Origin of the sequence: Paenibacillus validus NBRC 15382 (assembly GCF_004000985.1) — a bacterium.
Taxonomy (GTDB): Bacteria; Bacillota; Bacilli; order Paenibacillales; family NBRC-103111; genus Paenibacillus_G; species Paenibacillus_G validus.
The window spans coordinates 14,129-40,465 of record NZ_BIMH01000042.1; the positions used below are offsets into that span (position 1 = coordinate 14,129).

Consider the following 26,337-nt stretch of genomic DNA (forward strand, 5'->3'; position numbering starts at 1 on the left):
GCGATTGTTCTATTTTGAACAAGATGAAACACCTGATCTGTTTCATAATGTATGCAAAGCGATACAAGCGCTTACAAAAAAGCTTGCGCAGCCGTTAATTTTCGATTGGCACGACTTTTGCTCTATTTTTGATTGCCAAAAAAATAATTGGGCATAAGGAGGCTGGACAAATGATTTATGCACAACCGGGGCAAACTGGCTCCAAAGTTACTTTTAAAAAGCGCTACGACAATTTTATCGGAGGAAAATGGGTAGCGCCTGTCAATGGGCAATATTTTGAGAACATCACGCCGGTAAAAGGTCAGCCTTTTTGTGAAGTGGCCCGTTCGACTTCGGAAGATATCGAATTGGCCCTGGATGCGGCCCATGCCGTCAAAGAGGCTTGGGGACGTACATCGGCAGCCCAGCGCGCCTTGATTCTTCACCAAATCGCCGATCGCATGGAAGCCAATTTGGAGCTGCTTGCCGTAGCCGAAACCTGGGATAACGGGAAGCCGGTCCGGGAAACGTTGGCCGCCGACATTCCTCTGGCGATCGATCATTTCCGTTATTTTGCGGGCTGCATTCGTGCCCAGGAAGGAACGCTCGGCGAAGTGGACGGCGATACGGTTGCCTATCATTTCCATGAACCGTTAGGCGTCGTCGGGCAAATCATCCCCTGGAATTTCCCGCTGTTGATGGCTACTTGGAAGATTGCGCCGGCGCTCGCTGCGGGCAACTGCATCGTGCTGAAGCCAGCGGAGCAAACGCCTGCTTCCATCATGGTTTTGGCGGAGCTGATCGGCGATTTGCTGCCTCCAGGAGTGTTGAATATCGTCAACGGCTTCGGGCTGGAAGCAGGTAAGCCTCTTGCTTCTAGCAACCGTATCGCCAAGATCGCTTTTACAGGAGAAACGACGACAGGCCGCTTGATTATGCAATACGCGTCACAGAACATTATTCCGGTTACGCTGGAATTGGGCGGCAAGTCTCCCAACCTCTTTTTTGACGACGTTTACGCCAAAGATGACGCGTTCTTGAATAAGGCCATCGAAGGGTTTGTGCTGTTCGCTCTGAACCAAGGCGAGGTTTGCACCTGCCCGTCCCGCGCCCTTATTCAAGAATCGATTTACGAACCCTTCATGGAACGGGCATTAAAGCGCGTGGCATCGATCAAGCAAGGCAATCCGCTCGATACGGAAACGATGATCGGAGCTCAAGCATCTTCGGAGCAGGTGGAGAAAATTTTGTCCTATATCAGCATTGGAAAGCAGGAAGGAGCGGAATGTCTGATCGGCGGAAACAAAGCGGAGCTGAAAGGCGACTTGGAAGGCGGGTATTATATTGAGCCGACCGTATTCAAAGGGCACAATAAAATGCGGATCTTCCAGGAAGAAATTTTTGGGCCCGTCGTTTCTGTGACGACCTTTAAAGATCAGGAGGAAGCTTTATCCATCGCCAATGACACCCTGTATGGGTTGGGAGCAGGGGTATGGACCCGCGATATGAATACAGCTTACCGTTTCGGAAGAGGCATTCAGGCCGGGCGCGTATGGACCAACTGCTACCACGCTTATCCGGCGCACGCCGCATTCGGGGGCTACAAAGTTTCGGGGATTGGCCGCGAAACGCATAAGATGATGCTTTCCCATTACCAGCAGACGAAAAACCTGCTTGTCAGCTACAGCCCGGACGCTCTAGGGTTCTTCTAAGAAGGCCGGCGCCATGGAAGAAGTCCGAAAAGTTCTGGCCACTGACGCCGCCCTGGAGCTGATCGAGTTTTTGAAAGCCAAGTACGGCCCTGTCATGTTTCATCAATCGGGAGGGTGCTGCGATGGCAGCTCTCCGATGTGCTATCGAGATGGCGAATTTCTGATCGGCGATTATGACGTGTTATTGGGGGAAATCGGCGGAGCCAGCTTTTATATGAGCCAGGCTCAATATGAGTACTGGAAGTATACCCAACTGTTCATTGATGTCGTTCCCGGCAGGGGAGGCATGTTCTCGCTGGAGGGACCGGAAGGACGCCGGTTCTTGACACGCTCTCGCGTTTTCACAGATGAAGAGTTGAAGGCGCTTCAATTATAAGCACCCCTGTCAAGTAGACAGATATGAATGGAAACTGAACGATTAGGCGGCTGTAGTCAGGAAATCGCTTGGGCTGCAGCCGTTTATTGGTGCGAATTCGAGCTAGATCACTCAACCGATTCTATCGAAGGTAGTGTTTAAAATGAAAAGAATCAACAAAGTATCGGTTATCGGACTCGGGGCAATCGGAGCTGCTTATGCAAGTAAACTGCACGATTTGAACCCGAACTGCGTTCAGGTTATTGCTGATGAAGAACGGATTCGGCGTTACAAATCGGACGGACTATGGATCAACGGCAGACGCTGCGATTTCAATTATTTGACGCCGGAAGTGGAAGCCGGACCGGCGGACCTTGTATTGGTGGCGGTCAAATACCAGGGGCTTCAACAGGCTATAGCCGATATTAAATATCATGTCGGACCGGAAACCGTGATTATGTCGCTGATGAACGGAATTTCTAGCGAAGAAATCATTGCCCATACCTATGGAAGCGAGAATCTGCATTACGCGATGTGTGTCGCGATCGATGCAGGAAGAGAAGGAACGGACATCTCCTTTTCGAGTATAGGCAGAATTTGTTTCGGAGAGAAGAGGAATCCGTCTCATTCGCCAAAAGTACGGTCAGTCAAACAATTATTTGAACAAGCCGGAATTCCTTATGAAATTCCGGAAAATATGGAGCACGCGATGTGGTGGAAATTCATGATCAATGTCGGGATTAATCAGACATCGGCTGTGCTCAAAGCGCCGTACCGAGTGTTTCAAGAGATACGAGAGGCGCATGATTTAATGGTAACGGCGATGCAGGAAGTCATTGAATTATCGAAGAAAGCAGGTGTACATTTAAACGAAGGGGATTTGGCTGCGTTTGATCTCATCTTAAGACAGTCGCTTTCGCCTGAAGGCAAAACGTCGATGCTTCAAGATATCGAAGCAGGTCGGAAGACCGAAGTGGAATATTTCGCAGGAACGGTATGTCAGCTGGGGCGCCGGTATGGCGTGCCTACTCCTGTCAACGAAATGCTGTTTAGAATGATTCGTGTGCTTGAGCAAGTCAACGGCAGGGGGTAATTTGATGTTCCGGACGAATAGAAGCCTTTTCATCCTTTTGATGAAAGGCTTCTATTTTTATCTCACTCCGTCGATAGAGACTAACAAAGATTGTCTAAAAAAACATAATTTTCAGACTATTGGTGTCGTTGTTGATTTAACCAGCAGTCCGTTACTATAAACATGTATGAAAGACTAATATTCATGGGAGGTTGATAAAGAAATGATGAATGGCAAAGAGTATTTGGAAAGTTTGAATGATGGTCGCGTCGTTTACCTGAACGGTAAGAAGATTGAAGATGTAACCACTCATCCTGCATACCAGAATTCCGCAAGATCGATTAAACGCATGTATGATTCGCTGCACGATCCGGAAAAAGCTTCCATTTTGACGACAAAAACCGAAGAGGGATACGTAACCCAGAAGTTTTTTAAAGCGCCTACGAGTGCCCAGGAACTGTTAGAATCCAGAAATGCGGTTGCTGAATGGTCAAGACTAAGCTTCGGATTTATGGGTCGGACGCCTGACTACAAAGCTTCATTTACTGCACACCTGGGCGCGTTTTCTGATTTTTATAAAGGTTTCGAAGGAAATGCGCAGAGATGGTACGACAAGACGGTAAGAGAAAATACGTTTTGTAACCACACGCTTGTCAATCCGCAAGTTGACCGTTCCAAACCGCTGCATGAGAATAAAGATGTCTTCGTACGTGCTGTCGATGAGCGTGATGACGGAATTATTGTAAGCGGTGCCAAATTGGTGGGAACAGCCGCAGCGCTCACTCACTATAACTTCGTATCCAATTATGGAGCTACTGATCTTGGGGATGGCGATCAAAGCAACGCATTAATCTTCTTTGTTCCGATGAATGCACCGGGGCTAAAAATGATCAGCCGCCAGTCTTATGAATTGGCAGCGGCCACAAATGGTACGCCGTTTGATTATCCGCTATCCAGTCGCTTTGATGAGAATGATGCGGTTATCGTGCTTGATAACGTATTTATCCCCTGGGAGGACGTGCTGACGTACAAGAATTTAGAAATAACGAATAACTTCTTCGTACAAACGGGATTCTTCAACCGCTTTTGCCTCCACGGCTGCACGCGTTTTGCCGTAAAACTTGATTTCCTGGCAGGAATGCTGCTGAAGGCAACTGAGATGTCCGGAACCCAACAATTCAGAGGTGTACAAGTCAATATCGGTGAAGTGTTGGCCTGGCGCAATATGTTCTGGGCGCTCTCCACAGCCATGTGTCACGAAGCGGTACCTGGACCTAATGGCATCGTAATGCCGGGTATGGATTCGGGAGCAGCCTATCGCGTGCTGGCGCCAATGGCATGGTTGAAGATAAAGAGCATTTTCGAGCAAGTGATCGCGGGCGGATTGATTCAATTGCCGTCAAGCGCAGAAGACTTCAATAATCCTGAAATCCGCCAGTACCTGGATACTTACTATCGGGGATCGGGAGTAACTGCTGAAGAACGCGTGAAGTTAATGAAGTTGGTTTGGGATGCCATTGGCACAGAGTTTGGCGGCCGACACGAGCTGTACGAAGTAAACTACGCTGGCAATACCGAAAACATTCGTTTAGAGACACTGAAAATAGCCGATGCTACGGGTCAATCAACTAGGTTTAAATCTTTTGTAGACCATGCGATGAGTGATTACGACCTTACCGGCTGGACGAATAACAACTGGATTAATGTAAAGAAAGAAGAGCTGGTACGCTAATGGACGACCGTTTATTTCGCAGCGCAATGGGGAAATTCGCGACAGGCGTTACAGTCATTACCACAGAATTAGAGGGTAAGCCTTATGGCATGACGGCAAACGCGTTTGTATCTGTCTCCTTGAATCCGAAACTAGTGCTCGTCTCCGTAGGGATACATGCACATATGCACAACAGAATCAAGGAATCGAAAAGGTATGCCGTCAACATATTAAGCGAGCACCAGCAAGATCTGTCAGCGCTTTTTGCCGGTCAGAAGAAAGACGGAACAGAAGTTAGATTCGCAACGTTGGATGGGATTCCTGTGTTAGAAGACACGATTGCAACCATGACATGCAACGTTACGGCTGAATACTTAGTGGGTGATCACACTTTGTTTATCGGTGAAGTCACGGATATTCGCCTGCAGGACGGTGAGCCACTGCTGTTTTCACAAGGAAAATACGGTCAAATGATAAAATAACCATAAACAGGTAAAAAAGGGTTGCATAGTAATGAAAATAGCATACAATTAATTTAAAATACTCATATGAAATGTGGCGAACCAAGCAAAAACTGTGCATGTGTAGAAGTTTCTCTTCGCGTATTGTAAGCGGTTGCATTCAAAAATATGGAGAACGGTATTTATTTTATTAAATAATGGAGGAATGAAAAATGTCCAAAGAACCGAATTTTGATGTTGCACAACTTGCCCATGTTGAAATTTATTCACCAAAGCCAGAGGAAACACTATGGTTTTTTAAAGATCTTCTTGGCATGGAAGAAACAACTAGAGAGGGCCAATCGGTATATCTTCGTGCCTACGAAGACCATTATCACCACACATTGAAGGTAACGGAAGCAAAAGATGCCGGTCTGGGTCATGTCGCCTGGCGCGCGAGTTCAAAGCCAGCTCTGGAGCGTCGTGTGAAAGCGATTGAAGCAAGTGGTTACGGAAATCAGTGGATTGACGGGGATCTTGGTCATGGAGATGCTTATCAGTTTCAGACACCTGACGGTCATAGTATGGAAATTTTATGGGATGTCGAGTACTATAAGGCTCCTGAAGAGAAAAGATCTGCTCTTTTGAGCCGGCCGCAAAAAAGACCATTACACGGTGTGCCTGTCCGTCGTTTAGATCATGTCAACCTGCTTGCCAGCGATGTCACGTCAAACAAGAACTTTCTCATGGATGAACTTGGATTCCGGTTGCGGGAACACATTATGTTAAACGATGGCAATGAAGCTGCCGCTTGGTTGAGTGTGAGTCCATTGGTCCACGAAGTTGCCGTCATGGGTGATCGAATGGGTGGCCGTGGTCGTTTACATCATGTTTGCTATTGGTATGGTTATCCGCAGCATTTGTCCGACATTTCCGATATTTTCACAGAGAATAATATCAAAATTGAGGCTGGCCCTGGCAAACATGGCGTAAGTCAAGCTTACTTCCTTTATGTGGTAGAACCTGGAGGAAATCGCGTAGAGCTATTCGGAGATGCAGGTTATTTAATCTTTGATCCGGAATGGCAACCGATTCAATGGAAAGAGGAACAATTGGAGAAAGGCATTATCTGGTATGGTTCTCCGCTTCCTGCCGAGTTTTTCATGTACGGCACGCCAGTTATCCAACCGGCCAAGGTGTAAAGACGGCTATTGAAACGACACCGTCGCGTCAAGGGATACCCGCTTGAGCCGGTAAGTTGGTTTCCGCAATCAAGTAGGAGTGGAGATTAAGCAGTCTCATCTTCTGTTTATTCTCCACTCATCAAAGAAATATCAGGAGGTGATCGCATGAGTGAACACGGAAAATACATGGAAACCGGGGGCATCATGACGCATTTTCATGAGGATGGGCAGGGAGACCCGCTTCTGTTAATTCACGGATCAGGACCGGGAGTGTCTGCTTGGGCCAATTGGCGTTTGGTGTTTCCCGCTCTCTCCAAGCATTTTCGATTATACGCGCCTGATGTTGTAGGTTTTGGATATACCAAACGACCTGAGGGAATCCATTACTCCGTTGATGTATGGGTAGACCATATGATTTCGTTTATCGAAACGAATAAGCTCCATAATCTATCTATGATTGGGAATTCGATGGGTGGCGCATTGGCACTCCATATTGCCTATAGAAGGCCGGACTTGGTAAACAAACTGATTCTGATGGGCAGCGTCGGATTGTCTTTTCCGATTACAGAGGAATTGGATTTGGTCTGGGGGTATTCACCTGGTTTCGAAAACATGAAACGTCTGATGAGTACTTTTTCCTACGACCAAACGATGGTTAAAAACGATAACCTTGTCCAACTGCGTTATCAAGCGAGCATCCAAGAAGGTTTTCAAGAAGCGTTTGCTTCCATGTTTCCCGCACCTCGCCAGCGGCATGTTGATGCGCTTGCCTTAAACGAAGAAGCGTTAAAAAGTATTACCAAACCTACTTTGTTGATTCACGGCAGAGAAGACCGGGTAATCCCTTTTGAGCAAACCAGCTTGAAAATGGAGTTGTTGATGCCCAATGCAGAACTGCATGTGTTTTCAAAGTGTGGACACTGGACGCAGATTGAAAAGACCGAACCGTTCTGTGAGCAGGTCATTCAGTTCTTAAGCCGGTGAATGACAGACTTATCGCAGTCTTGACGGACTTGGCTCTGCCTCGGCCGTCTTTATCAAATAATAAAGGGGCGGTTAGCATGCCATTTATTCAAATCAATATGATAGCGGGACGTACCCCCGAAAAAAAAGAGAAGCTGATTCACGAAGTCTCCCATACTGTAGCTAACGTTTTGGACGCACCAATTGAGACTGTCCGGGTCATGATTAACGAAATGCCCCCGGAACATTGGGGAATTGCCGGAGAGTCTGTGAAAAAGCTTCAATCCAAATAACCGGGAGTGATGGCTGTGGAGTGGACTCTGCTGGGGAATGCATGACCACGCCCCTGGGATGGGCCTCATTTCATTTACGGGAGAAACGTCATAGTGTGGGTATTAATACCAAAAAAGGTGTGAAGATAGATGACAAATAACAAGCTTTTATTCGATCATCATATTGTATCAGACCATAACGGAACTATTCACATGAACAACGAGAGAATCATTTTATTATCATCATCCGCTTTCGGAACGTTTCGAAAGGACTTGATTGAAAATATTGGAATGGACAGAATGAAGGGATTCCTGATCCGTTATGGCAGGGATCTGGGGGTAAAAGATGCGAAAAATGTTCTCGCTATGAATTTATCCTCGGTTGAAGAATCCATTATCATGGGACCGGACATTCACATGATTAAGGGATTTACCGGCGTTAACACAACAATGTTGAAAATTGAATATCTCCCGGATAAAACTGTGAAATCCATTCACATGGAAGGTATCTGGTATAACTCGTATGAAGCTGAAGACTACGTGTCGCGGTTGGGCTCCCCGGGTTGTTACACGTTAGTCGGCTACGCTAGTGGGTATTTGTCTGCTATTTGCAACCACATTGTGATTGTAAAGGAATTAACTTGTGAAGGAATGGGGCATAAGGAATGTAGATGGGTGGGAAAATCCCTTGACTTATGGGACGGGGAAGTGTATGACTTCCTACGCTATTATGAAGACACACCCATTGTTAAAGAATTGGAAATAACCTATGAAAAACTATTGGAAGAGCGCAACAATCTATCCCGAATATCTAACATTCATAAAAAATTAACGGAAGAAATTATCAACGGGAATGATCTGCAATCGATCGCCCATATCGTTTATGAAACAACGGGCATTCCCTTGATCATTGAAGATGTCAATTTTCGCGCTTTCGCCTATTCAGGTTTAACGCCACAATTTTTTAAAGAGGCAAATGAAGATTTTAAAGACTATATCCAAAAAAACAAGAAACCCGTTCATGATCCGAATGTGACGCCTAACGGTTCTTTTTTGCATTCGACATCGATCAATGCATCCTGCCATTCTCGTTTGATCACGCCGATTTTCATTCGGGGAAAAATATCGGGTTATTGTTCATTTATATCTCAAAAAGTGAAAGAATATCCGGAATTCGACCTCGTTACTTTAGAGCGGATTGCCTCCGTTTGTTCGCTTTATCTGTTAAATGAAAAGACAAGCTTAGAATCGGCGGAACGGATGAAAGGACATTTCTTGGAGCGAATTTTACAAGGGCAGTTTTCTTCAAAGCAAGATATTCTTAATCACGGCAGTTATATTAATTTTGATCTGGAGCAGCCGTTTTACATCGTTATCCTCAAGTATCAAAATCAGCATGGGTATTTTGAGAATGAAATGCTAATATATGAAGAAATAATAGAAACGACCTTGCAATACTTTAAAAATAAGATGTGGAATGTATTAATGTGTCAACGTGGGAATAACATTGTGTTGCTTGTTCAAACGGAATCATTAGCTAATTTGGATATTTCAGCCTTATGTAACGGTGTTATCGAGCACTTAGCCCATATATTCAGAAAATACACCTTTCAGATCGGCGTCAGTTCGAAAGGGGAACAAATCGATCGCTCCATAGACTATTATGATGAAGCTATTGTCGCCTTGCGAATGAGTATGCCCAGCACAAAAAAAGTGGTTTTATTCGAATCTCTCGGTATAGTAGGGCTGTTGATTAACAATAAAAATGAGAGCGCTATCAAAAAAGCTGCGCGGCAGCTGCTAGGACCACTCTATTCGACTGATTGCAATAAAAATCCGGAATTGATTAAAACACTCTACATATTTTTGTCAAACGGCGGAAATCTCGAACAAACAGCAAATGAGCTTTGTCTATCCATGAGTGGACTCCGCTATCGTATTCATAAGATCGAGACTCTTCTTGAACAAGAATTGCGTAATCCGGCCTTCAATTATCAACTGTATCTCATACTCCAGGCGTTACTTGTGATAGGCGAAATCGCAATTTAATATACATGGGATTGTTAGTTGAAAAATGAATAGAAATGAGAGGGCTGATGCGGCGGCCTATTTTCTATGATGTTGAGGAATCAGGAAGCATAGCCGGTTATTCGAACAGTCTGGGGTCCCGCCAACATTTTACCCAAAACATACGATATGACATTTTTCGTATAATAACCGAATTTTGGGTTCTAAACGCTATTCAACAGAAGAAAATTATACGTCTAACGTTTATGACTTAGGATAGTCGGGAATTGGTAAGAAGATGCGCGGCGTTCCTAGGGCTTTAAATGACTGCCCACGCTAGCTTGACACTCAAAAGGCGAGAAGCTGAAAGTGAAAAAGTTCGTTCATTTTGCTACGATAAGCAAGATACCAAAAAAAAATTGCAGGTAGGAGCTATGAAGCAACACCGTATGACATTGCCAATCCGTATCAAATTGCTTGCCAGCTTTCTAGTGATATCAGCCATGCTTGGTGTTGCAGGCAGTATTGCTTACGTGTACATGCAAATTGTAGACCGCAGTTATTCGGATCTTGTAAATCGGAGGGCGTCGATTCTGCTTTATAGCGAAAGAAATGCAGGTTCAGGCGACCCAAATGAATAGTAGCGTACGTGATTACATGATTACGCGAGATTCGGTTGCTTTGGATAAAATGGATGCGGCCCAGAACCAATTGTTAAACTTGACTAGGGAAGCGTCCTCTATGGTGCATTCGGACGATAACAAGCGTTTGTTGCAGTATATGGAGGGTAACCTTCAAAAAATGGAACAAATCAAAGCGGAATTTGTCCGTTTAGTGCAGGCGTCTCCCGAACAATCGTTGCGTTACGCGACAGAGAACTTTTTTCCACTTAGCCGTGATATCCGGGAGAAAAGTGACGAACTTGCTTCATTTCAACAAAGTCAAATGGAGGAAGCAAGTCTAGAAAATACGGATACACTCGAAAAGGCGCAAAATGTGGTTCTTCTTGTGTTGATCGTTTCGCTTGCCGCAGCGATCGGAATGGCGCTCTTTATTGCTTCACGCCTTTCTAAACCGCTTGTCGAGATGACCGCTGTCGCGCGACTGATTGCAGACGGGGATTTGACCAAAGACATTCCGGTCATTCGCAGCCGTGATGAAATGGGAAGCATGTCTGCGGCGTTTCAACAGATGGCGGCAAATTTACGTTCATTGATCCGGACGGTTTCTTTTAGTGCGGAAGGAGTATCCGCAAGCTCCCAGGAACTTGCAGCAAGCGCTGAACAATCGACGCAGGCGGCCCAGCAAATCACTCAAACGATTCAGGAAATTGCTTTCGGGGCGGAAAGTCAGGCCAAAGGAGCCGAATCGAATTCCAGAGCGGTTGGAGAGTTGTCGTCGGCGATTCAAAGTTTGGCCGAATCGACGGAAGTTATGCATGTATCGTCTCTGCAAACAGCCGCGAAAGCAGAATCGGGAAGTCAACTGCTGCGGCGTTTGTCCGATCATATGGAAGCTGTCCAGCAAGCCGTAATTGAATCATCCGGTCTAATGGACAACTTGCACGAACGGTTAATCGAAATCGGAAACATTGTTGACCTGCTGCGGGAAATCGCAGCCCAGACCCAATTGCTTTCGCTTAACGCTTCCATTGAAGCAGCGAGAGCAGGAGAGGCTGGACAAGGGTTTGCCGCGGTTGCGGGAGAAGTGAAGAATTGGCGAACCAATACGAGCAATCGGCACAAGCCGTGGCAGCGATTTTGGAGGATATTTCGCTTCGATCCGGAAAAGTCTCGGATGCGAGATGCATTCCGGCGTCCGGGAAGTGGGAAGCGGCATGAAGGCCGCCCGCGATGTGGAACAAGCTTTCGTGGAGATTCTAGAATCGCTTTCGTGTTTAATAAGGTCCGTTTCAACAACAGGACATCCCGTTCTCATATTAAATAATATCGTGATATCAAATGCACGCCCTGTCGTTAATTTGGATGATCAGGGCTGTTTTGTATCGGTTAATGTCCGACCCCTATACAGAGAATGTGGCCCGCATTCCGGAGACTATGCAAAAAGGCAACGTCACCGAGATCCGATTCGGCCAGGGAACTCTTGCTGGTGTAGAAGCAACGATTAGCCATACAAGGATGGGGACGGGAACCTCAAGGAGAAAAATTGTTCGAATGCCAACGTGTTCCACAACATTCCTCCCAAAAGAGAGTCAATGTCACCTCCTTTCTTCGCGTGCTCATTATAATTGTACTCGTAATCAGGAATGTGAATAATCCTAGTAATAAAATCGGAAAAGAATGAAAAAAGTATTGCATCATTAAAATTAATTATGTTATGATTCTTTACAAATAAATAATAAGGCTTCCTAATGCGGACCGACCATTCAACTGGAGGTCTCATTCTCTCGAAGTTAATGTGGATCGAACATACAAATGGAGGTCTCATTTTCTTAAAGGGGGAATGAGGCCTCTTTTTATTATTTTTTAAATAAGTATATTCGTATTTGAAATTGTTAATGGGTCGTTCAAAGCTTTTTACTGGGAGGAAGTTAATGTGGGCACAAAGTTTATGATGAACTCACGTCAAAAAAGGATGTGGCCCATTCTCATATTGGGAGCTTTTTTTGAAGGCTTCGATGATGCGGTAATTAATATAGCTCTGCCGTATATAATGAAAGATTTTGGAATAACGACACAGATGTCCGGGTATGCCCTTTCCATCATTGCCGTTGGAACGATGGTTGCATTCTTCGTATCTCGAATGGCAGACACGATCGGACGTCGCCAGGTTTTTTTATCAAGTGTTTATATGTATTCAATTTGTAGTCTAGTCACAGCTTTCGCACCTAATATTGAGGTTTTTATTTTCCTGCAGTTTGTTGCACGTATTTTCTTAATCGGTTGCTGGTCTGTCGGGTATGTCATTCTCTGTGAGGAGTTTTCAACAGAACATCGAGGAAGTGCTGTTGGACGATTCCAGCTTACAGCGGTTTTTGGTGCTTTGTTGATTGGAATCCTGCTTCCCATCATAACGAAGCTTGGGCTAAGTTGGCGAGTACTTTACATTGTTGGAGCATTTCCGATGATTCCTGTATTCCTGCTTAGAAAGAGACTGCCTGAAACAGAGGCTTTCCTGCAATTGCAAGAGGAGAAGAAACTCGGTAAAAAGCTCCCGAAAGGAGACTTTTTCGGACCTTGGAAAAGCCCTTATATCAAATACACGGTGGTCATGTCCATCGTATGGGTATTTCTCTATTTCGGAATCAAAGGTACTTTAAATTTCTTTACCTTAAGGGTTGTAAACGAATTGAACTGGACCCCAAACATGGTGAGCATCGGCTTATTGACTCAAACCATTACGGCAATGCTTGTCATTGCTTTGAATGGCAAGCTGATGGATCGTATCGGACGCAAGCGTGCCGCGACGATCATTATCATCGTTGGATGTATATGTAGTGTTTTAATGTTCACCCTTCATAATTTTTACGCTGTGCTCATCTGTAGCATTATCTCAGCTGGTTTCGTGAACTCTTACCTCATTGTCGGATCAACGCTGACCAATGAGCTCTTTCCCACTGAAATTCGTGCGAGTGCAATGGCCTGGGCAAATAACATCGTTGGCCGCTTAGGGCAAATCTTAGTCCCTACTGTTGTTACAACAATCGCCCTATCGCTCGGCTTAGGGAATGCCGCTGCCCTAGCTGTAAGCTTACCGATCATTTCCCTTATTCTTATCCTGGTTTTCTTACAGGATACGGGTAAGAAATCCATAAATAAGCCTCTCGAAAATAAGGGAATAACGGAAAATAGCTGACTATATAAAGAGATTAAAGGAGCAAGCAAAAATGAGTAAAAAAATGAGTTTAGGATTATTCATTCAGTTACCTGGGCAACATTTAGCAAGTTGGAGACATCCGTCATCACAGTCACATCGTAATTATGATATCGATTATTTTATTGAAATTGCACAAATAGCAGAGCGTGGTAAATTTGATATGTTATTTATTGCCGATTCGGTAGCTCGTCCCATTCATGAAAATTCGTATTCCGAATTAAAACTAGATCCATTAATGATTTTGGCAGCTGTCTCAAGTGCTACGAAAAAAATCGGGCTTACCGTTACAGCATCAACGACTTACAATGAGCCGTTTCATATCGCAAGGAAATTTGGTTCTCTGGATCATATATCAAAAGGACGAGCAGGTTGGAATGTCGTTACATCTGCCAACGATTTAGAAGCGACTGTCTATGGAAAAGAAGAACATTTGTCACATGCTGATCGATATGAACGCGCTGAAGAATTTCTAGATGTAGTGAAGAAATTTTGGTTCTCCATTGAAGGGGATGCGGTTGTTGCAAATAAAGAAACCGGTCAATTCATTGAAGTATCCAAAGTTCATCCCGTCAAACATGAAGGTAAATGGTTTAAAGTAAGTGGATTATTAGATGCACCGGCACCACCGCAAGGACATCCGGTAATCATTCAAGCTGGATCATCAGAGGCAGGTAAAGAACTCGCTGCCAGAACAGCTGAAGTTATATTTACAGCCTGCCAATCCTTGCAGCATGCACAAGCATTTTATGAAGATCTGAAAGGTCGTCTAGCTAAATATAATCGTGAGCGTGATGACGTAAAGATTATGCCGGGGGTATATATTACGGTTGCAAAGTCTGAAGAAGAGGCACGTCAAAAGCGTGAAGAGCTAAATAAATTGATTATGCCAGGTGCTGGGCTTCTGTTTTTATCCGAATTTACACAAATCGACTTTAGAGGATTTAATCCAGATGATCCATTCCCAGATTATGATACATATGCGGATCCTACAAATCCACGAGTTCGTTATAAAATTATTTGCGATATTGCCAAACATGAGGGATTAAAAACGCTGCGTGATATATATGAACGCATTTCTTCAGCGCGTGGACATTTTGAAGTAATAGGAACACCTGAACAAATTGCAGATCAGTTAGAAGAGTGGTTTGTTAAAGGGGGGGCAGACGGATTCAATATTATCCCGCCAACCTTCCCGGAAGACTTAAATCTTATTGTCGATTATGTCATACCAGAGTTACAAAGACGAGGTCTATTTAGAGAAGAGTATGAGGGAGATACGCTGCGCAGTCATTTAGGACTAAAAATTCCGGAAAACCCTAATACAAAAAAACATAAAAATCAACAAGTAGCGCCTAGTTTTCAATAAATGATCAAGGGGGAAATATATGGTTTTGAACGTACAATCTGTTGAACAAATGATATTAGAACAAAAAAAATATTTCTATAGCGGCGCTACAAAAGATATTGAATTTCGCAAAGAACAGCTAATAAAATTAAAAACTGCTATTCAAACAAATGAGAAGGAAATCATTGACGCCTTATATAAGGATTTGCGAAAAAGTGAATTTGAAGCGTATGCAACAGAAGTTGGTTTGGTTTTAAATAGTATAAGTCATATGATTAAGCATATAGATAAATGGGTCAAACCTGTCCAGGTAAAGACACCCCTGCAGTTCCAACCGGGAAAAAGTTTTATTGTACGAGATCCATACGGGGCCGTATTAATTATCGGACCCTTTAATTATCCTTTCCAACTTGTGATTGAACCTTTATTAGGGGCCATCATTGGCGGAAATACGGCAATTATTAAACCATCGGAATTATCGATTCACACAACTGCTATTATTAAAAAAATTGTAGAAGAGATCTTTGAAGAAAAGTATATACGAATAGTCGAAGGTGAAAAAGAACTCGTTCAACAATTAATTCATGCACCATTTGACTACATCTTTTTCACAGGCAGTATTGAGGTTGGCAAAATTGTGATGCGCGCGGCGGCCGAGCGTTTAACCCCGATTTCATTGGAGTTAGGTGGTAAAAGCCCTGTGATTGTTGACGAAACAGCAAATTTAGGTATCGCAGCGAAACGAATTATTTGGGGGAAATTCACCAATGCCGGGCAGTCCTGTGTAGCACCTGATTACTTGTTCGTCCATGCGTCCATTTATGAAAAATTCATTGAAAAGCTGAAAAAAACAATTGAACAATATTATGGAGAAAACCCACAAAAGAGCCCTGATTTCGGGCGGATTATTAATGAACGTCATTTTCAAAGGATTGAACAAGTATTAGAAGCAGATGCACATCTTATTACATTTGGAGGTCAAAAAGATATCTCGGATTTATACATGGCTCCTACTTTATTAGAAGGTGTCACTTGGGAAAGCAAAGTGATGGAATCGGAGATTTTTGGACCTATCTTACCGATTATGAAATATACAGACATAACACAGGCCATTCATGAAATTCGACAGTTAACCAAACCATTAGCAGCTTATTTATTCTCTGAAAATGAGCAAGCCGTCCAATTCTTCCTTCAAGAGCTTCCTTTTGGTGGAGGTAGTATTAACGACACCATGTCTCACGTGGGTAATGTTTATTTACCCTTCGGTGGAGTTGGTTCTTCAGGAATGAATGTGTATCACGGAAAGGCTAGTTATGAAAGCTTCACACATCCGAAATCCATTTTAAAACGCTCGACCAAGCTAGCGAGTGACTTATCATATCCGCCCTATAAAGAAAAGGTAAAGCTTGTGAGAAAGATTATTAAATAAAGGATGTCCAGCGGCGTCGGACACGGTATAGTTTTTTTCATTCTATTGAGGTATGCTATATTTGAATGTGAAATACAAGAAATTCCAAGAAAAAAGTAGGTGCTGCCCCAAGACAACGTCACCGTATTTGCTGCAACATGCTTACAATCCGGCAGATGGGTTCCCTTGGTCGGATGAGGCTTTTGAAATTGCAAAGCGCGATAATAAACCTATTTTCTAGTATTACTGGAAGGAGTGATTAGTTATGGGTAATTCTATTCCACAGGTCACACTTAATGATGAAGTTACTTTACCGGTTATAGGTTTGGGTACATATACACTTAAGGGTAATGAAGGTGTCAATGCTATAGTAGGTGCAATTGATATAGGCTATCGACTAATTGATACTGCTTATAATTATGAAAATGAAGGAACAGTAGGCGAGGCCGTTAAACGCACTGGCGTTCCAAGAGAAGAATTAAGAATTACATCTAAATTACCGGGTCGCTACCAAGCGTATGATAAAGCTGTTACTACCATTCAAGAATCTTTATACCGTGCAAATCTGGATTATTTTGATTTATATCTTATTCATTGGCCTAACCCTAAACAGGATAAATATGTGGAAGCATGGCAAGCATTAATTGACGCTAAAAAATGGGGTCTTATTCGCTCTATTGGTGTCAGTAATTTCTTGCCTGAACATATTGAGCGTTTAGAAAAAGAAACGGGCGTTAAGCCAAGCGTAAACCAAATAGAATTACATCCATTTTTCAATCAAGCACAACAAAGAAAATGGCATGAAGAGAACAACATTAAGACAGAATCATGGAGTCCACTAGCCCGAGCAAGTGTACTCTTACAAAATGACACTATTCAAAAGATTGCCGAGCGTCATAACAAGTCAATTTCACAAGTAATTTTACGCTGGCATTATCAACTTGGAGCCATTGGAATTCCTAAATCTTCATCTCCCGAACGGCAGCTTGAAAATATATCCATTTTCGACTTTTCCCTAGATGAAACAGAAATGAGCATTATTTCAGGATTAACTCGCTCTGATGGAAGGATTAATAATCAAGATCCTGCCACATATGAAGAATTTTAAACCGGAAATTATCCCGAAAATCCAAAACTCATGTCTAACTAGACATGGGTTTTTCTTTTTGTAGGAGGGTATGAGCTAGCAGGGCTAGTTGAAGCAGTAGGCAATGATGTAAAACGATTTGAGAAAGGCGACCAAGTTTTTGCATCTTGCGGTATTGGTTATGGCGCTTATGCCAAGTACAAATGTCTGCCTGAAGACGGGGGAGTGGCAATAAAACCGGCCAATATGACCGATGAGGATGCCGCCGCCGTTCCTATTGGGGATCGAGAAGAAACTAACGACCGTTCCCCGGTGGAATTTCGGGAAACGGTCGCAGCGAATAAGTGTCTTTTTATTCGTGTCTACTTGACAGGGTTATGACCAATTGGCACGACTTTTCATTGTTAGGCTTTAGACATTTGATGAGGTGCCTTTCGCCTAAGGTCATTCTAGAGAGAATTATTGGAAGCGCTTTAAACGAAAATAAAATAGCATTTAAGAAGATTAGTGGAACCCGTAAGGGGGAATGAAGTCATATTAGGGGAGGAATTTACATGCCAAGCGACTAATCAGGTGAAATACCCTGAGAAGGAGATTACTTTAGTCGTCCCATTGGCTTCTGGAGGCTCAACAGATGTGAATGCCCGAGCCACTGCCAAACTGATGAGTAAGTACCTGAATCAGCCCGTTGTTGTCGAAAACAAGGATGACGCTGGGGGGATCACTGCAATGACGGACCTTGTTAGACAAAAGCCGGACGGCTATAATCTACAGTTTGCGGGAGACGGCCTGTTTTCGATCCAGCCCATCCTTCAGAAAAATTTAGGCTACAAGCAGGATAATTTTGATTTCCTGGTAGGGACAACAGCTGCTACCCCTTAATTGCTAGCATGTATATTGGGAATATCATGCTTTTGGTTCTGAATCTTCCTTTGGTAGGCCTATTTATCAATATTCTGCGAACGCCTAAAAACCTGTTGATGCCCATAATTCTAGTACTGTGTATCGTAGGAGCTTATGCTGTTAATAATTCCGTTACCGATTTGTGGATTATGATGATCGCAGGAGTGGTTGGATACTTTTTGGAAAAATTAGGTTTCTCAACGGCCCCCCTTATTCTTGCCGTGGTCATCGGCCCCATGTTGGAAGACGCGTTGCAGCAGTCCTTGCTGCTATCCCATGGTAGCCTTACCATTTTTATCAACCAGCCCATCGCGTGCTCCCTTCTAGTCTTGACATCAATTGTCACGATGTATCCACTATTGTCAAAATTGATTCGAATGTTTTTTCGTAAGAGAGTCCAATCAAATAATGCAGCTGAACGATAGGTTGACAAATCTGTCATTCAGTTATGAAGGCGGTACTCAATATCTGGTTTGGTCACTTAAAAACTTCTCCATGTCAGGAGAAGTTCTTTTGTGTACTTTGAGATTCTGATAATTCTTGATAGGAACTTGTTCAAGTGATGCTTAAAGATTTATAATGAACAAAGTAAAGAAAATTGAAGACTGCAGAAGAACATGGCTCTAACCAAATTTCAAGTACAATAAGAAAGCGGGATAAGTATGGGACGTAAGTGGAACAATATTAAGGAAAAAAAAGCCTCAAAAGACGCAAGCACGAGTCGTATTTATGCAAAGTTTGGAATTGAAATTTATGTTGCTGCTAAGAAAGGTGAACCAAATCCGGAATCTAATGGCGCCCTAAAATTCGTACTCGAACGGGCAAAAACGTACAATGTACCGAAAGCAATCATTGACCGGGCGATTGAAAAAGCAAAAGGAAGCTCAGAAGATAACTATGTAGAGCTTCGTTATGAAGGTTTTGGCCCCAATGGGTCTATGGTCATCGTAGACGCACTGACAAATAACGTGAATCGTACTGCTTCGGACGTACGCTCCTGTTTTAATAAAAATGGCGGAAGCATGGGTGTAAGCGGGTCCGTATCATATATGTTTGATTCAACGGCAGTCATAGGTCTAGTGGGTAAAACATCAGATGAAGTATTTGAGTTATTAATGGAAGCAGATGTAGACGTACGTGACATTTTTGAAGAAGATGAAGCCACCATTGTTTATGCTGAACCTGATCAGTTCCATGCCGTGCAAGAAGTATTCAAAAATGCCGGAATAACGGATTTCACGGTTGCTGAGATTACGATGCTCGCGCAAAATTATGTTACTCTTGCGGAAGACGCGCAGGCACAATTCGAAAAGTTGATTGATGCGTTAGAGGATTTGGAAGACGTACAGCGAGTTTACCACAATGTGGATGCGGAGGATTAACCGAATTACCGAAACATCGAATATCTGAAAGGTTTTGTCTTACGACATAAACCTGAACGATTAGGATCCTCATTTAAGTCATGTCGATTCATAGCCTGATTTGGTTGCATTTTACTTAGGACTTGCCGCGGAAGAGAAATATGCCAAATCCTTTAGGGCCTTGGATCGCGGTCAAAAAGCAGAGTCGATCCGCGTTACACTCGGTTCTTTAATCATTTAGCAGCGTTGTGGGTTCACGGATCGAGAAACGTGTGCAGCATTTCGTTGAGAACCTCTACTTGCAGTACTTCATTGAGTTGCTTGGCTTGCTGATGAACAGCTAACCTTGGAAATCACAGAAGATGCATTAACTGCACCACAAGTCGATGCATGCGAAGATGAAGATACCCATGATGACGACGATGATCACAAGAGGGACGAGACGATCCGTCAGAGCTAACCGGATAAACGGAAGGACCGTTCGGCAATTTGTCCGAACGGTCCTTTGTCACGCTTCAGGCCTTTTATCTACTTTTGCTGAATCATCGTTTGCCATACATTGGCGTTGTCATAGCCGAGACGCCAGGCCGCTACACCGGCCAGCTCGTACTTCTTGGCGAGGTCGATGCGCGCCTTGATGGTCGCTTCGTTCTCAAGCCAGAAGACGTTCTTGTACCCGTCCTGCATATATTCGACTTTGTACTGCTGGAAGCGGGCGTCCCACGTTTTCGTAGCCTTTTTCTCTTGAATGAGCGGTTCAAGGTCCTTCATCAACAGGGCGCGGTTGCTCTCCAGATTGCCCGCGCTGTCGACTTTCCATTCGCGAACGTAGAATGGCACGCCCATGATCAGCTTGTCGCGAGGAATGCCGTACGACAAAAATTCTTTGATGCCTTCCTCGACCCAAGGCAATCCGGCTACGGAGCCCGGCTCAGTACTGCCTTTCCAGTATTGGTCGTAGGTCATCGTGATGATGTAGTCGACGATGCCTCCCAGCTTCTCGTGATCGAAGGCGGTTTGCGCATTCCACTTCGCGCTGCCGCGCGGCAGATCGACGGAGATGAGCAAGTTCCGGGCGTGGGCGGCGGCGGTGAGCTCTTCCATGAACGCGGTGAAATTGGCGCGGTCGCTGCCAGATAGGCTTTCGAAGTCGATATTCAAGCCGTCGACGCCGAGCTGGGCCGCTTTATTGACGAGCGTGCCGATAAACTTGCCCCGCGCTTCCTTGGAGGCGAGGAAGGCCGTCGTCAGCTTCGGATCGAATTGGTTGTGAACGAGCGGGTGAACGGCGTAGCCTTGTTTCTTCAACCAGGCAACCGTATCTTTGTTGGACGTGTCCGTCACATTGCCCGCGCTATCCTCGAGATTAAAATAGGTCGGAGAGACGACGTCAAGTCCGGATGTCGTATTGACATGGCTGCGGATAGTGCCGTCGCTGGATGTGCCGTTCCATCCCCAGTATTGAAGCTTGCGCAAGTTGTCCCAAATGGCGGTCCCTCCGTCATATAAACGAATGGAGGCATTGCTGTAGCCTTTGGCATAATTCAACGCCGCTGGTATGGTGTTGAAGTCGGCAATCAAGTTGTTGTTTTGGAAAACTTGATAATACGGATAATTAGACCAGACGGTTTGGTTGCTTCCCGCCAATTTCGGCGCTTCTTCATTGACGATCCGGGTATGGTCATACCACTTGGCATAAGCAATCGCATCGTCCACGCTTAAGAATGCGTCCAGGTAATTGTTGTTCTGGTAGACCTTGAACGATTTGACGTTCGAGAACACGACCTTACCGGTGGACGTATTCACGATCGTCGAATTGCTCCAGCGCAGCGATTCGGCGATCGCATCTTCCAAATAAGCGAACTTCCAGCTATCCGTCGTGTATTTTCCCTGGTACACCTGATACGTCTTGGCGCCGGTTTGGCGAAGCTCTGTCTTCTTGGCGGCAGCCACATTGTCCCACACCCAACGATGCGTGCTGAGGTCGACAATGTGTGCGTTCGCCCATTTCGTCGCTTCGGCAATCGCGTCGTTAAGCGTAACGAACGTCCAGCCGTCCAACGTGTTATCGCCTTGATACAGCCGGTAACGGGGATAATTGTTCCACACCCAGCCGCCCGACTGCAGGTCGCGCACGCTTGCGCTGCCCCACTTGGACGCTTCGCGGACGGCTTCGTCCAAGGTCGCAAATTCCCAATCGGGGGCGCTGTAGCCGTGCTGATACACTTTGTACCGGGGATAATTGTCCCAGAGCCAGTTGCGTGTGCCGATTTCTTCGACATGGGAATCAGCGAACCAACGCGCGTAATTTTCCGCTGTCTTGTAATCGCTAGTTTCCAAAATGAGTTTCGTGTCTTGATATACGCGGTATTTCGACGTCTTATCGGCTGCCGCGGCGTTGCCGGCGACAGATAAGAACAAGGTTATGGCGGCAAGCGACAGCAGGGTCTTACGCTTCAACATGCATCAGCCTCTTTCTGCTCGAGTCTACAAAACTACCACTCTATTAAACGCGGCAAGAGGCCTGAAAGTTGCAAGGAAAATAAATGAAGAAAAAGCTTACCTCGCGGTAAGCTTTCAGGTAATGCTCGTGATAGGCGATAAGGTTAGGCGACGTACGCCACGATTTCCTCTTCCAGCTCAAGCCGGATTTGTTCGCGGAACACCCGCATGCCATGCTGGGTAAACATGTAGCGCTCAATGGCCTCCAGCATGTTCGCCGCAATAAGGATTTGGCTGCGCCCTTCGGCAAAGACTTCGGCGGAGAAGCCGAGGTCTTCGTCCCACATCAGCTCAACCTCGACCTGCGTCGGCTGAAGCTGCTTGCGTTCGGCGATGTTCAAGCAAATCGCGTTAATAATGTCCTGCTCCATTAATTTCATGCGGCCTTACTCCTTAATTCCGGATTAATAACCGCGCGGGTTTTGCGGGTTTTGGTTGATCTTCTTACGATCGCGGAAGTATACGTATACTTTGCGAATGACCATGAACAGAGCGACCAGTGCAAGTACGTTCACCAGCAGGCCGAGAATGTTGCCCAGGGCGCCCAAGCCTCCGAACAAGCCTCCGAACAACATGCCGGCCAGACCGCCGATCAACAAGCCCTTCATCAAGCCACCGCTGAAAAAGCCGGGTTTCTGAGCCGGAGTCGTCGTAGACGCTGCCGGCGATTTGGTAGCGGCAGGGGCGTTATTGTTGACCCCGCTGTTCGGTGTTTGGTTTGTAGAATTCGTTGAATTGTTGCTTGGGGTGAAGCTTTTCTTCGACGATTTGTAGCCTTTGGCATCGGCGTGCTGCGGCGCGCTGAACGAGAAGGCGATCGTAGCTGCCAGAACGAGTAAAGATAGCTTTTTCCACATGGTGAGAACATCCTCCACATACAAGTATAGTTTTTGCGTACAAGGGATTCATACGTTCCAACTGGGCTGATGGTTTCACAATTATATTTAAATTGTTAAAATAAATAAAATAACGAGTCGAGCAAAGGGGAACAGTAGGAACATGAACGATTATGCGGATGCCTATGTGCGGTATTTGAATCATTTTCATGTGGAGCGGGATTATTTCGAATGCCACGAAGTATTGGAGGAGTTCTGGAAGGAGCATCCCGACGATCCGCAGGCCGAGGCGTATGTGGCGCTTATTCAGATTGCCGTCGCTTCCTATCATCAGCGGCGGGGCAATCTGCGCGGCGCCGTCAAAATGTTCAACGCGGCGTTGGAACGGCTGGCTCGAACGAGCGTGCAAACGCTCGGACTGGACGGGACGGCGCTCAAGTCGATGCTGGCGGGCAGACTGCAGGAGTTGGAACGGGGGACGCCTTTTTCGGATATCAATTTGCCCATAACGGATACGCAGTTGTTAGAACGCTGTAAGCAAAGCTGTTCCGACCCGGACAGATGGGGGACGTCTAGCGAGGCCGGCGACACGTTCCTGCTCCATAAACATACGATGCGGGATCGAAGCGGCGTTGTGGAGGAACGGGAGAAACAACGTCAAATTAAAGCTTCACGGCGCTCCGGCGGAAGTGTCATTTGAACTTGTCGATTGATGTCATTATAAGGTAAAATCTTAAGGGGATAGTGATAGATAACCATAGACACATCGAAGAGCTAGCATGTGGAGAAGGAGGAGAGTTCATGAACAATTCATTAAAGCAAATTTTGGAGTATAACCAAAGCTTTGTCGAGCAGCGCAAGTATGAGCCTTATATCACGTCGAAGTTTCCGGACAAGAAGTTCGTCATTCTCTCTTGTATGGACACCCGATTGCTCGAGCTGCTGCCTGCCAGCATGAACATCAAGAACGGGGACGTTAAGATCATTAAGGCCGCGGGAGGCATCGTCACCTCGCCGTTCGGCGGCATTATGCGCAGCATCATCGTCGCCATCTATGAGTTGGGAGCCGAAGAAGTGTTCGTCATCGGTCATTACGATTGCGGGATGAGCAATGTAAATCCGGAGAAAATCAAACAAAAATTTCTCAATCACGGTATTAAAGAGGAGACGATTCAAACGATCGAGTACTCCGGGATGAACCTGGAGCGCTGGCTGCGGGGGTTCGACGACGTGAGGGAGAGCGTGCGCAGCAGCGTGAAAATGATCCGCAATCACCCGCTCGTCCCGGACATTCCGATTCACGGTCTCGTGATCGACCCGACAACCGGAAAGCTCGACGTCATCGAAGAAGGCTGAGTCAGGCGCGCTTATCGATGATTTTCATAAATGCATTGTAGATTTGGCCGCTGCTTTTCAACACGAAGCAGCGGTCTTTGCTTGTATAATCCACCGTCATGCGTTCCTCGAAGAACACCTCGTGCTTGCGGTCCATCCATAAGGGGAACGGCTGCCCGTCCACTTCAAAGTCGCCCGGCTCCGGTTTCTCTATAATCCACAATGTCGGCACGCCACTGACGGCACAACCGCATCCTTCATTATCATAAGCGAGCTTCATTAGGCCGGGCCGATCCGTTCCCAGCTTCTGCATCGCGGCCTCTGCGGCTTGTTCGGAAAATGTAATGTGCATCGATAATGCCTCCTCATGATGTGCAGTGATCTTTATTTTGCCGGAATTTGCTTCTCTTTTCAAGAAAAAGTATGATCGAGTATAGAATCCATGATAAGGAAGGGGAAAACCTGTGGGAAACGAGCAAAGGGATGCCAAGTGGGCGTTATTCAAATCGTATCTGAAAAAAATGAAAAGCTATGAAGAAGCCATCGGCCTCATTTATTGGGATATGCGGACCGGTGCGCCTAAGAAAGGCATCGCTCAGCGTTCCGAAGTCGTGGGAGAGTTATCGGGCGAGTTGTTCCGGATGTCGGTTTCCGACGAGATGGGCGCGTTCCTCGACTATTTCTTGCAGGAAGACAACCACGGGCAATTAAGCCGGACCGATCGTAAAATCGTAAGCGAATGCAAAAAAGAATTCGACCGCAGCAAAAAAATACCGCCGCAACGATATCAAGAGTACGTCGTCCTGACCTCGCAAGCGGAAGCCGCTTGGGAAGAAGCAAAGGATAAGGCCGATTTTGCTTCGTTCCAGCCGTATCTGGAGAAAATCGTAGCGATGAATCACGAATTTATCGACCTGTGGGGGTATGAGGGGCATAAGTACAACACGCTGCTCGACATGTACGAGCCGGGCATGACCGTGGCGAAGCTCGATCAAGTGTTCGGCGCGCTGCGCGAGCAGGTCGTGCCGCTGCTGTCCGCCATTCAGGCTTCCCCGCACCGACCGGATACGAGCTTCCTGAAGCAGCAGTTCGAAAAGGAGAAGCAAAAGAAATTCAGCTTGTTCATTCTGGAACAGATGGGCTATGATTTCGCGGCCGGAAGGCTCGACGAAACGGTTCATCCGTTCGCCACCGGCTTGAACCCGGGGGACGTCCGTATTACGACGCGTTACTTGCCGGACGATGTGAACAGCGCGCTGTTCGGCACCATCCACGAGGGAGGTCATGCGTTGTATGAGCAGAACATCTCGCTGGAGCTGGTAGGCACGCCGCTTTGCACCGGTACTTCCATGGGCATCCACGAATCGCAGTCGCGCTTCTGGGAGAATACGATCGGCCGCAGCCGCGCCTTCTGGAGCCGGTATTACAGCGATTTGCAGCAGCACTATCCGGGTCAATTCGATAGGGTCGAGGCGGAGGCGTTCTACCGCGCCACGAACGAGGTGAAGCCGTCCTTGATTCGGATCGAGGCTGACGAGCTGACGTATAACTTGCACATCATGGTGCGGTATGAGATCGAGAAGGCGCTGTTTGACGGTTCGGTGCGCGTGTCCGATTTGCCGGAGGTGTGGAACGAAAAGTACCGGGACTATCTCGGCGTCGTTCCGTCGCATAACGGTGAAGGCGTGCTTCAGGACGTGCACTGGTCCGGCGGGGCATTCGGCTACTTCCCGTCGTACGCGCTGGGCAACATGTATGCGGCGCAAATCGCCCGTACGCTGGATCGCGAGCTTGGCGGAACGGACGCGCTTGTAGCCGAAGGCCGTCTGCTGCCGATCAAGGAGTGGCTGTCCGATAAAATTTATCAATACGGCAAAAGCTTGACGCCATCCGAAATCATCATGCAAGTAACCGGCGAGGAGTTAAATCCTTCCTATTTAGTGGAATACTTGCGTGCGAAGTACAGCGATATATATAAGCTATAGCGTTCATAAACCGGAAGCTTCTCACCGAATGGGAGAAGCTTCC

General features: G+C 45.9%; 25 protein-coding genes and 2 pseudogenes. 23 read left to right on the forward strand and 4 right to left on the reverse strand.

Annotated features, from left to right (window positions below):
• Positions 1-170: 170 nt before the first annotated feature.
• From adh to PVA01S_RS27775, 20 genes and pseudogenes are all read left to right on the forward strand, one after another.
• Positions 171-1,691 (forward strand): aldehyde dehydrogenase, encoded by a 1,521-nt coding sequence (gene adh / locus PVA01S_RS20845; protein WP_127609229.1) that lies wholly within the window; start codon positions 171-173, stop codon positions 1,689-1,691.
• Between the two features lie 13 nt (positions 1,692-1,704).
• On the forward strand, positions 1,705-2,067 hold the full coding sequence (locus tag PVA01S_RS20850; RefSeq protein ID WP_127609232.1) for a DUF779 domain-containing protein: 363 nt from the start codon (positions 1,705-1,707) through the stop codon (positions 2,065-2,067).
• A gap of 142 nt (positions 2,068-2,209) precedes the next feature.
• Positions 2,210-3,139, forward strand: coding sequence for a ketopantoate reductase family protein (locus PVA01S_RS20855; RefSeq protein WP_127609234.1), 930 nt, complete (start codon positions 2,210-2,212; stop codon positions 3,137-3,139).
• A 202-nt stretch (positions 3,140-3,341) separates the two neighbouring features.
• On the forward strand, positions 3,342-4,850 hold the full coding sequence (locus tag PVA01S_RS20860) for a 4-hydroxyphenylacetate 3-hydroxylase family protein (protein WP_127609236.1): 1,509 nt from the start codon (positions 3,342-3,344) through the stop codon (positions 4,848-4,850).
• Complete coding sequence (locus PVA01S_RS20865; protein WP_054797428.1) at positions 4,850-5,311, forward strand: flavin reductase family protein; 462 nt, start codon at positions 4,850-4,852, stop codon at positions 5,309-5,311. The genes PVA01S_RS20860 and PVA01S_RS20865 overlap by 1 nt, the downstream gene beginning before the upstream one ends.
• A 191-nt stretch (positions 5,312-5,502) precedes the next feature.
• The gene (locus tag PVA01S_RS20870; RefSeq protein WP_127609238.1) at positions 5,503-6,471 is read left to right on the forward strand and encodes a catechol 2,3-dioxygenase; all 969 of its coding nucleotides are present in this window, start codon (positions 5,503-5,505) and stop codon (positions 6,469-6,471) included.
• A 147-nt stretch (positions 6,472-6,618) separates the two neighbouring features.
• Complete coding sequence (locus PVA01S_RS20875) at positions 6,619-7,437, forward strand: alpha/beta fold hydrolase (RefSeq protein WP_127609240.1); 819 nt, start codon at positions 6,619-6,621, stop codon at positions 7,435-7,437.
• Positions 7,438-7,514: 77 nt separating this feature from the next.
• Positions 7,515-7,709, forward strand: a complete 195-nt coding sequence (locus PVA01S_RS20880) for a 2-hydroxymuconate tautomerase (protein WP_054799906.1) — start codon at positions 7,515-7,517, stop codon at positions 7,707-7,709.
• Positions 7,710-7,838: 129 nt separating this feature from the next.
• Positions 7,839-9,737, forward strand: coding sequence for a XylR N-terminal domain-containing protein (locus PVA01S_RS20885; RefSeq protein ID WP_127609242.1), 1,899 nt, complete (start codon positions 7,839-7,841; stop codon positions 9,735-9,737).
• Positions 9,738-10,328: 591 nt separating this feature from the next.
• Positions 10,329-11,642, forward strand: coding sequence for a methyl-accepting chemotaxis protein (locus PVA01S_RS20890; RefSeq protein WP_164751918.1), 1,314 nt, complete (start codon positions 10,329-10,331; stop codon positions 11,640-11,642).
• Between the two features lie 609 nt (positions 11,643-12,251).
• Positions 12,252-13,511 carry an MFS transporter gene (locus PVA01S_RS20895; protein WP_218029652.1) on the forward strand — a complete coding sequence of 420 codons (1,260 nt, stop codon included), beginning with the start codon at positions 12,252-12,254 and terminating at the stop codon, positions 13,509-13,511.
• Positions 13,512-13,542: 31 nt separating this feature from the next.
• Positions 13,543-14,898, forward strand: a complete 1,356-nt coding sequence (locus PVA01S_RS20900; protein WP_127609246.1) for an LLM class flavin-dependent oxidoreductase — start codon at positions 13,543-13,545, stop codon at positions 14,896-14,898.
• A gap of 19 nt (positions 14,899-14,917) precedes the next feature.
• Positions 14,918-16,306, forward strand: coding sequence for an aldehyde dehydrogenase (locus PVA01S_RS20905; RefSeq protein ID WP_127609248.1), 1,389 nt, complete (start codon positions 14,918-14,920; stop codon positions 16,304-16,306).
• A gap of 52 nt (positions 16,307-16,358) precedes the next feature.
• Entirely contained in the window at positions 16,359-16,526 is a 168-nt protein-coding gene (locus PVA01S_RS20910) for a DUF255 domain-containing protein (protein ID WP_244933004.1), read from the forward strand.
• Positions 16,527-16,550: 24 nt separating this feature from the next.
• On the forward strand, positions 16,551-17,393 hold the full coding sequence (locus PVA01S_RS20915; RefSeq protein ID WP_127609250.1) for an aldo/keto reductase: 843 nt from the start codon (positions 16,551-16,553) through the stop codon (positions 17,391-17,393).
• Between the two features lie 66 nt (positions 17,394-17,459).
• Positions 17,460-17,654 (forward strand): annotated as a pseudogene (locus PVA01S_RS20920) (alcohol dehydrogenase catalytic domain-containing protein); the annotation flags it as partial.
• A gap of 291 nt (positions 17,655-17,945) precedes the next feature.
• Complete coding sequence (locus PVA01S_RS20925; protein WP_127609253.1) at positions 17,946-18,254, forward strand: tripartite tricarboxylate transporter substrate-binding protein; 309 nt, start codon at positions 17,946-17,948, stop codon at positions 18,252-18,254.
• A 26-nt stretch (positions 18,255-18,280) separates the two neighbouring features.
• Entirely contained in the window at positions 18,281-18,700 is a 420-nt protein-coding gene (locus tag PVA01S_RS27770; protein WP_164751919.1) for a tripartite tricarboxylate transporter permease, read from the forward strand.
• A gap of 237 nt (positions 18,701-18,937) precedes the next feature.
• Complete coding sequence (locus PVA01S_RS20935; RefSeq protein WP_127609257.1) at positions 18,938-19,657, forward strand: YebC/PmpR family DNA-binding transcriptional regulator; 720 nt, start codon at positions 18,938-18,940, stop codon at positions 19,655-19,657.
• A 127-nt stretch (positions 19,658-19,784) separates the two neighbouring features.
• Positions 19,785-19,956, forward strand: a pseudogene (locus PVA01S_RS27775) (transposase); the annotation flags it as partial.
• 208 nt (positions 19,957-20,164) lie between these two features.
• On the opposite strand, the gene PVA01S_RS20940 reads toward PVA01S_RS27775, so the two are convergent.
• The 3 genes from PVA01S_RS20940 to PVA01S_RS20950 all read right to left on the reverse strand — a co-directional run bounded on the left by PVA01S_RS20940 (position 20,165) and on the right by PVA01S_RS20950 (position 22,995).
• Complete coding sequence (locus PVA01S_RS20940) at positions 20,165-22,099, reverse strand: glycosyl hydrolase family 18 protein (protein WP_174817604.1); 1,935 nt, start codon at positions 22,097-22,099, stop codon at positions 20,165-20,167.
• A gap of 143 nt (positions 22,100-22,242) precedes the next feature.
• Positions 22,243-22,518, reverse strand: coding sequence for a YxcD family protein (locus PVA01S_RS20945; RefSeq protein WP_054800019.1), 276 nt, complete (start codon positions 22,516-22,518; stop codon positions 22,243-22,245).
• Positions 22,519-22,542: 24 nt separating this feature from the next.
• Complete coding sequence (locus PVA01S_RS20950) at positions 22,543-22,995, reverse strand: hypothetical protein (RefSeq protein WP_054797643.1); 453 nt, start codon at positions 22,993-22,995, stop codon at positions 22,543-22,545.
• A 142-nt stretch (positions 22,996-23,137) separates the two neighbouring features.
• Here PVA01S_RS20950 and PVA01S_RS20955 point away from each other — a divergent pair, with 142 nt between their 5' ends.
• Together PVA01S_RS20955 and PVA01S_RS20960 are read left to right on the forward strand one after the other, a co-directional pair.
• Positions 23,138-23,674, forward strand: a complete 537-nt coding sequence (locus PVA01S_RS20955; RefSeq protein WP_127609259.1) for a DUF309 domain-containing protein — start codon at positions 23,138-23,140, stop codon at positions 23,672-23,674.
• Between the two features lie 101 nt (positions 23,675-23,775).
• Complete coding sequence (locus PVA01S_RS20960; RefSeq protein ID WP_054797645.1) at positions 23,776-24,330, forward strand: beta-class carbonic anhydrase; 555 nt, start codon at positions 23,776-23,778, stop codon at positions 24,328-24,330.
• 1 nt (position 24,331) lies between these two features.
• Here PVA01S_RS20960 and PVA01S_RS20965 read toward each other — a convergent pair whose 3' ends face one another.
• A complete protein-coding gene (locus tag PVA01S_RS20965) occupies positions 24,332-24,661 on the reverse strand; it encodes an iron-sulfur cluster biosynthesis family protein (protein ID WP_054797646.1) in 330 nt (109 codons plus the stop codon).
• A gap of 112 nt (positions 24,662-24,773) precedes the next feature.
• Between PVA01S_RS20965 and PVA01S_RS20970 the strand changes: the two genes are divergently transcribed.
• Positions 24,774-26,294 carry a carboxypeptidase M32 gene (locus PVA01S_RS20970; protein ID WP_280531826.1) on the forward strand — a complete coding sequence of 507 codons (1,521 nt, stop codon included), beginning with the start codon at positions 24,774-24,776 and terminating at the stop codon, positions 26,292-26,294.
• Positions 26,295-26,337: the final 43 nt, after the last annotated feature.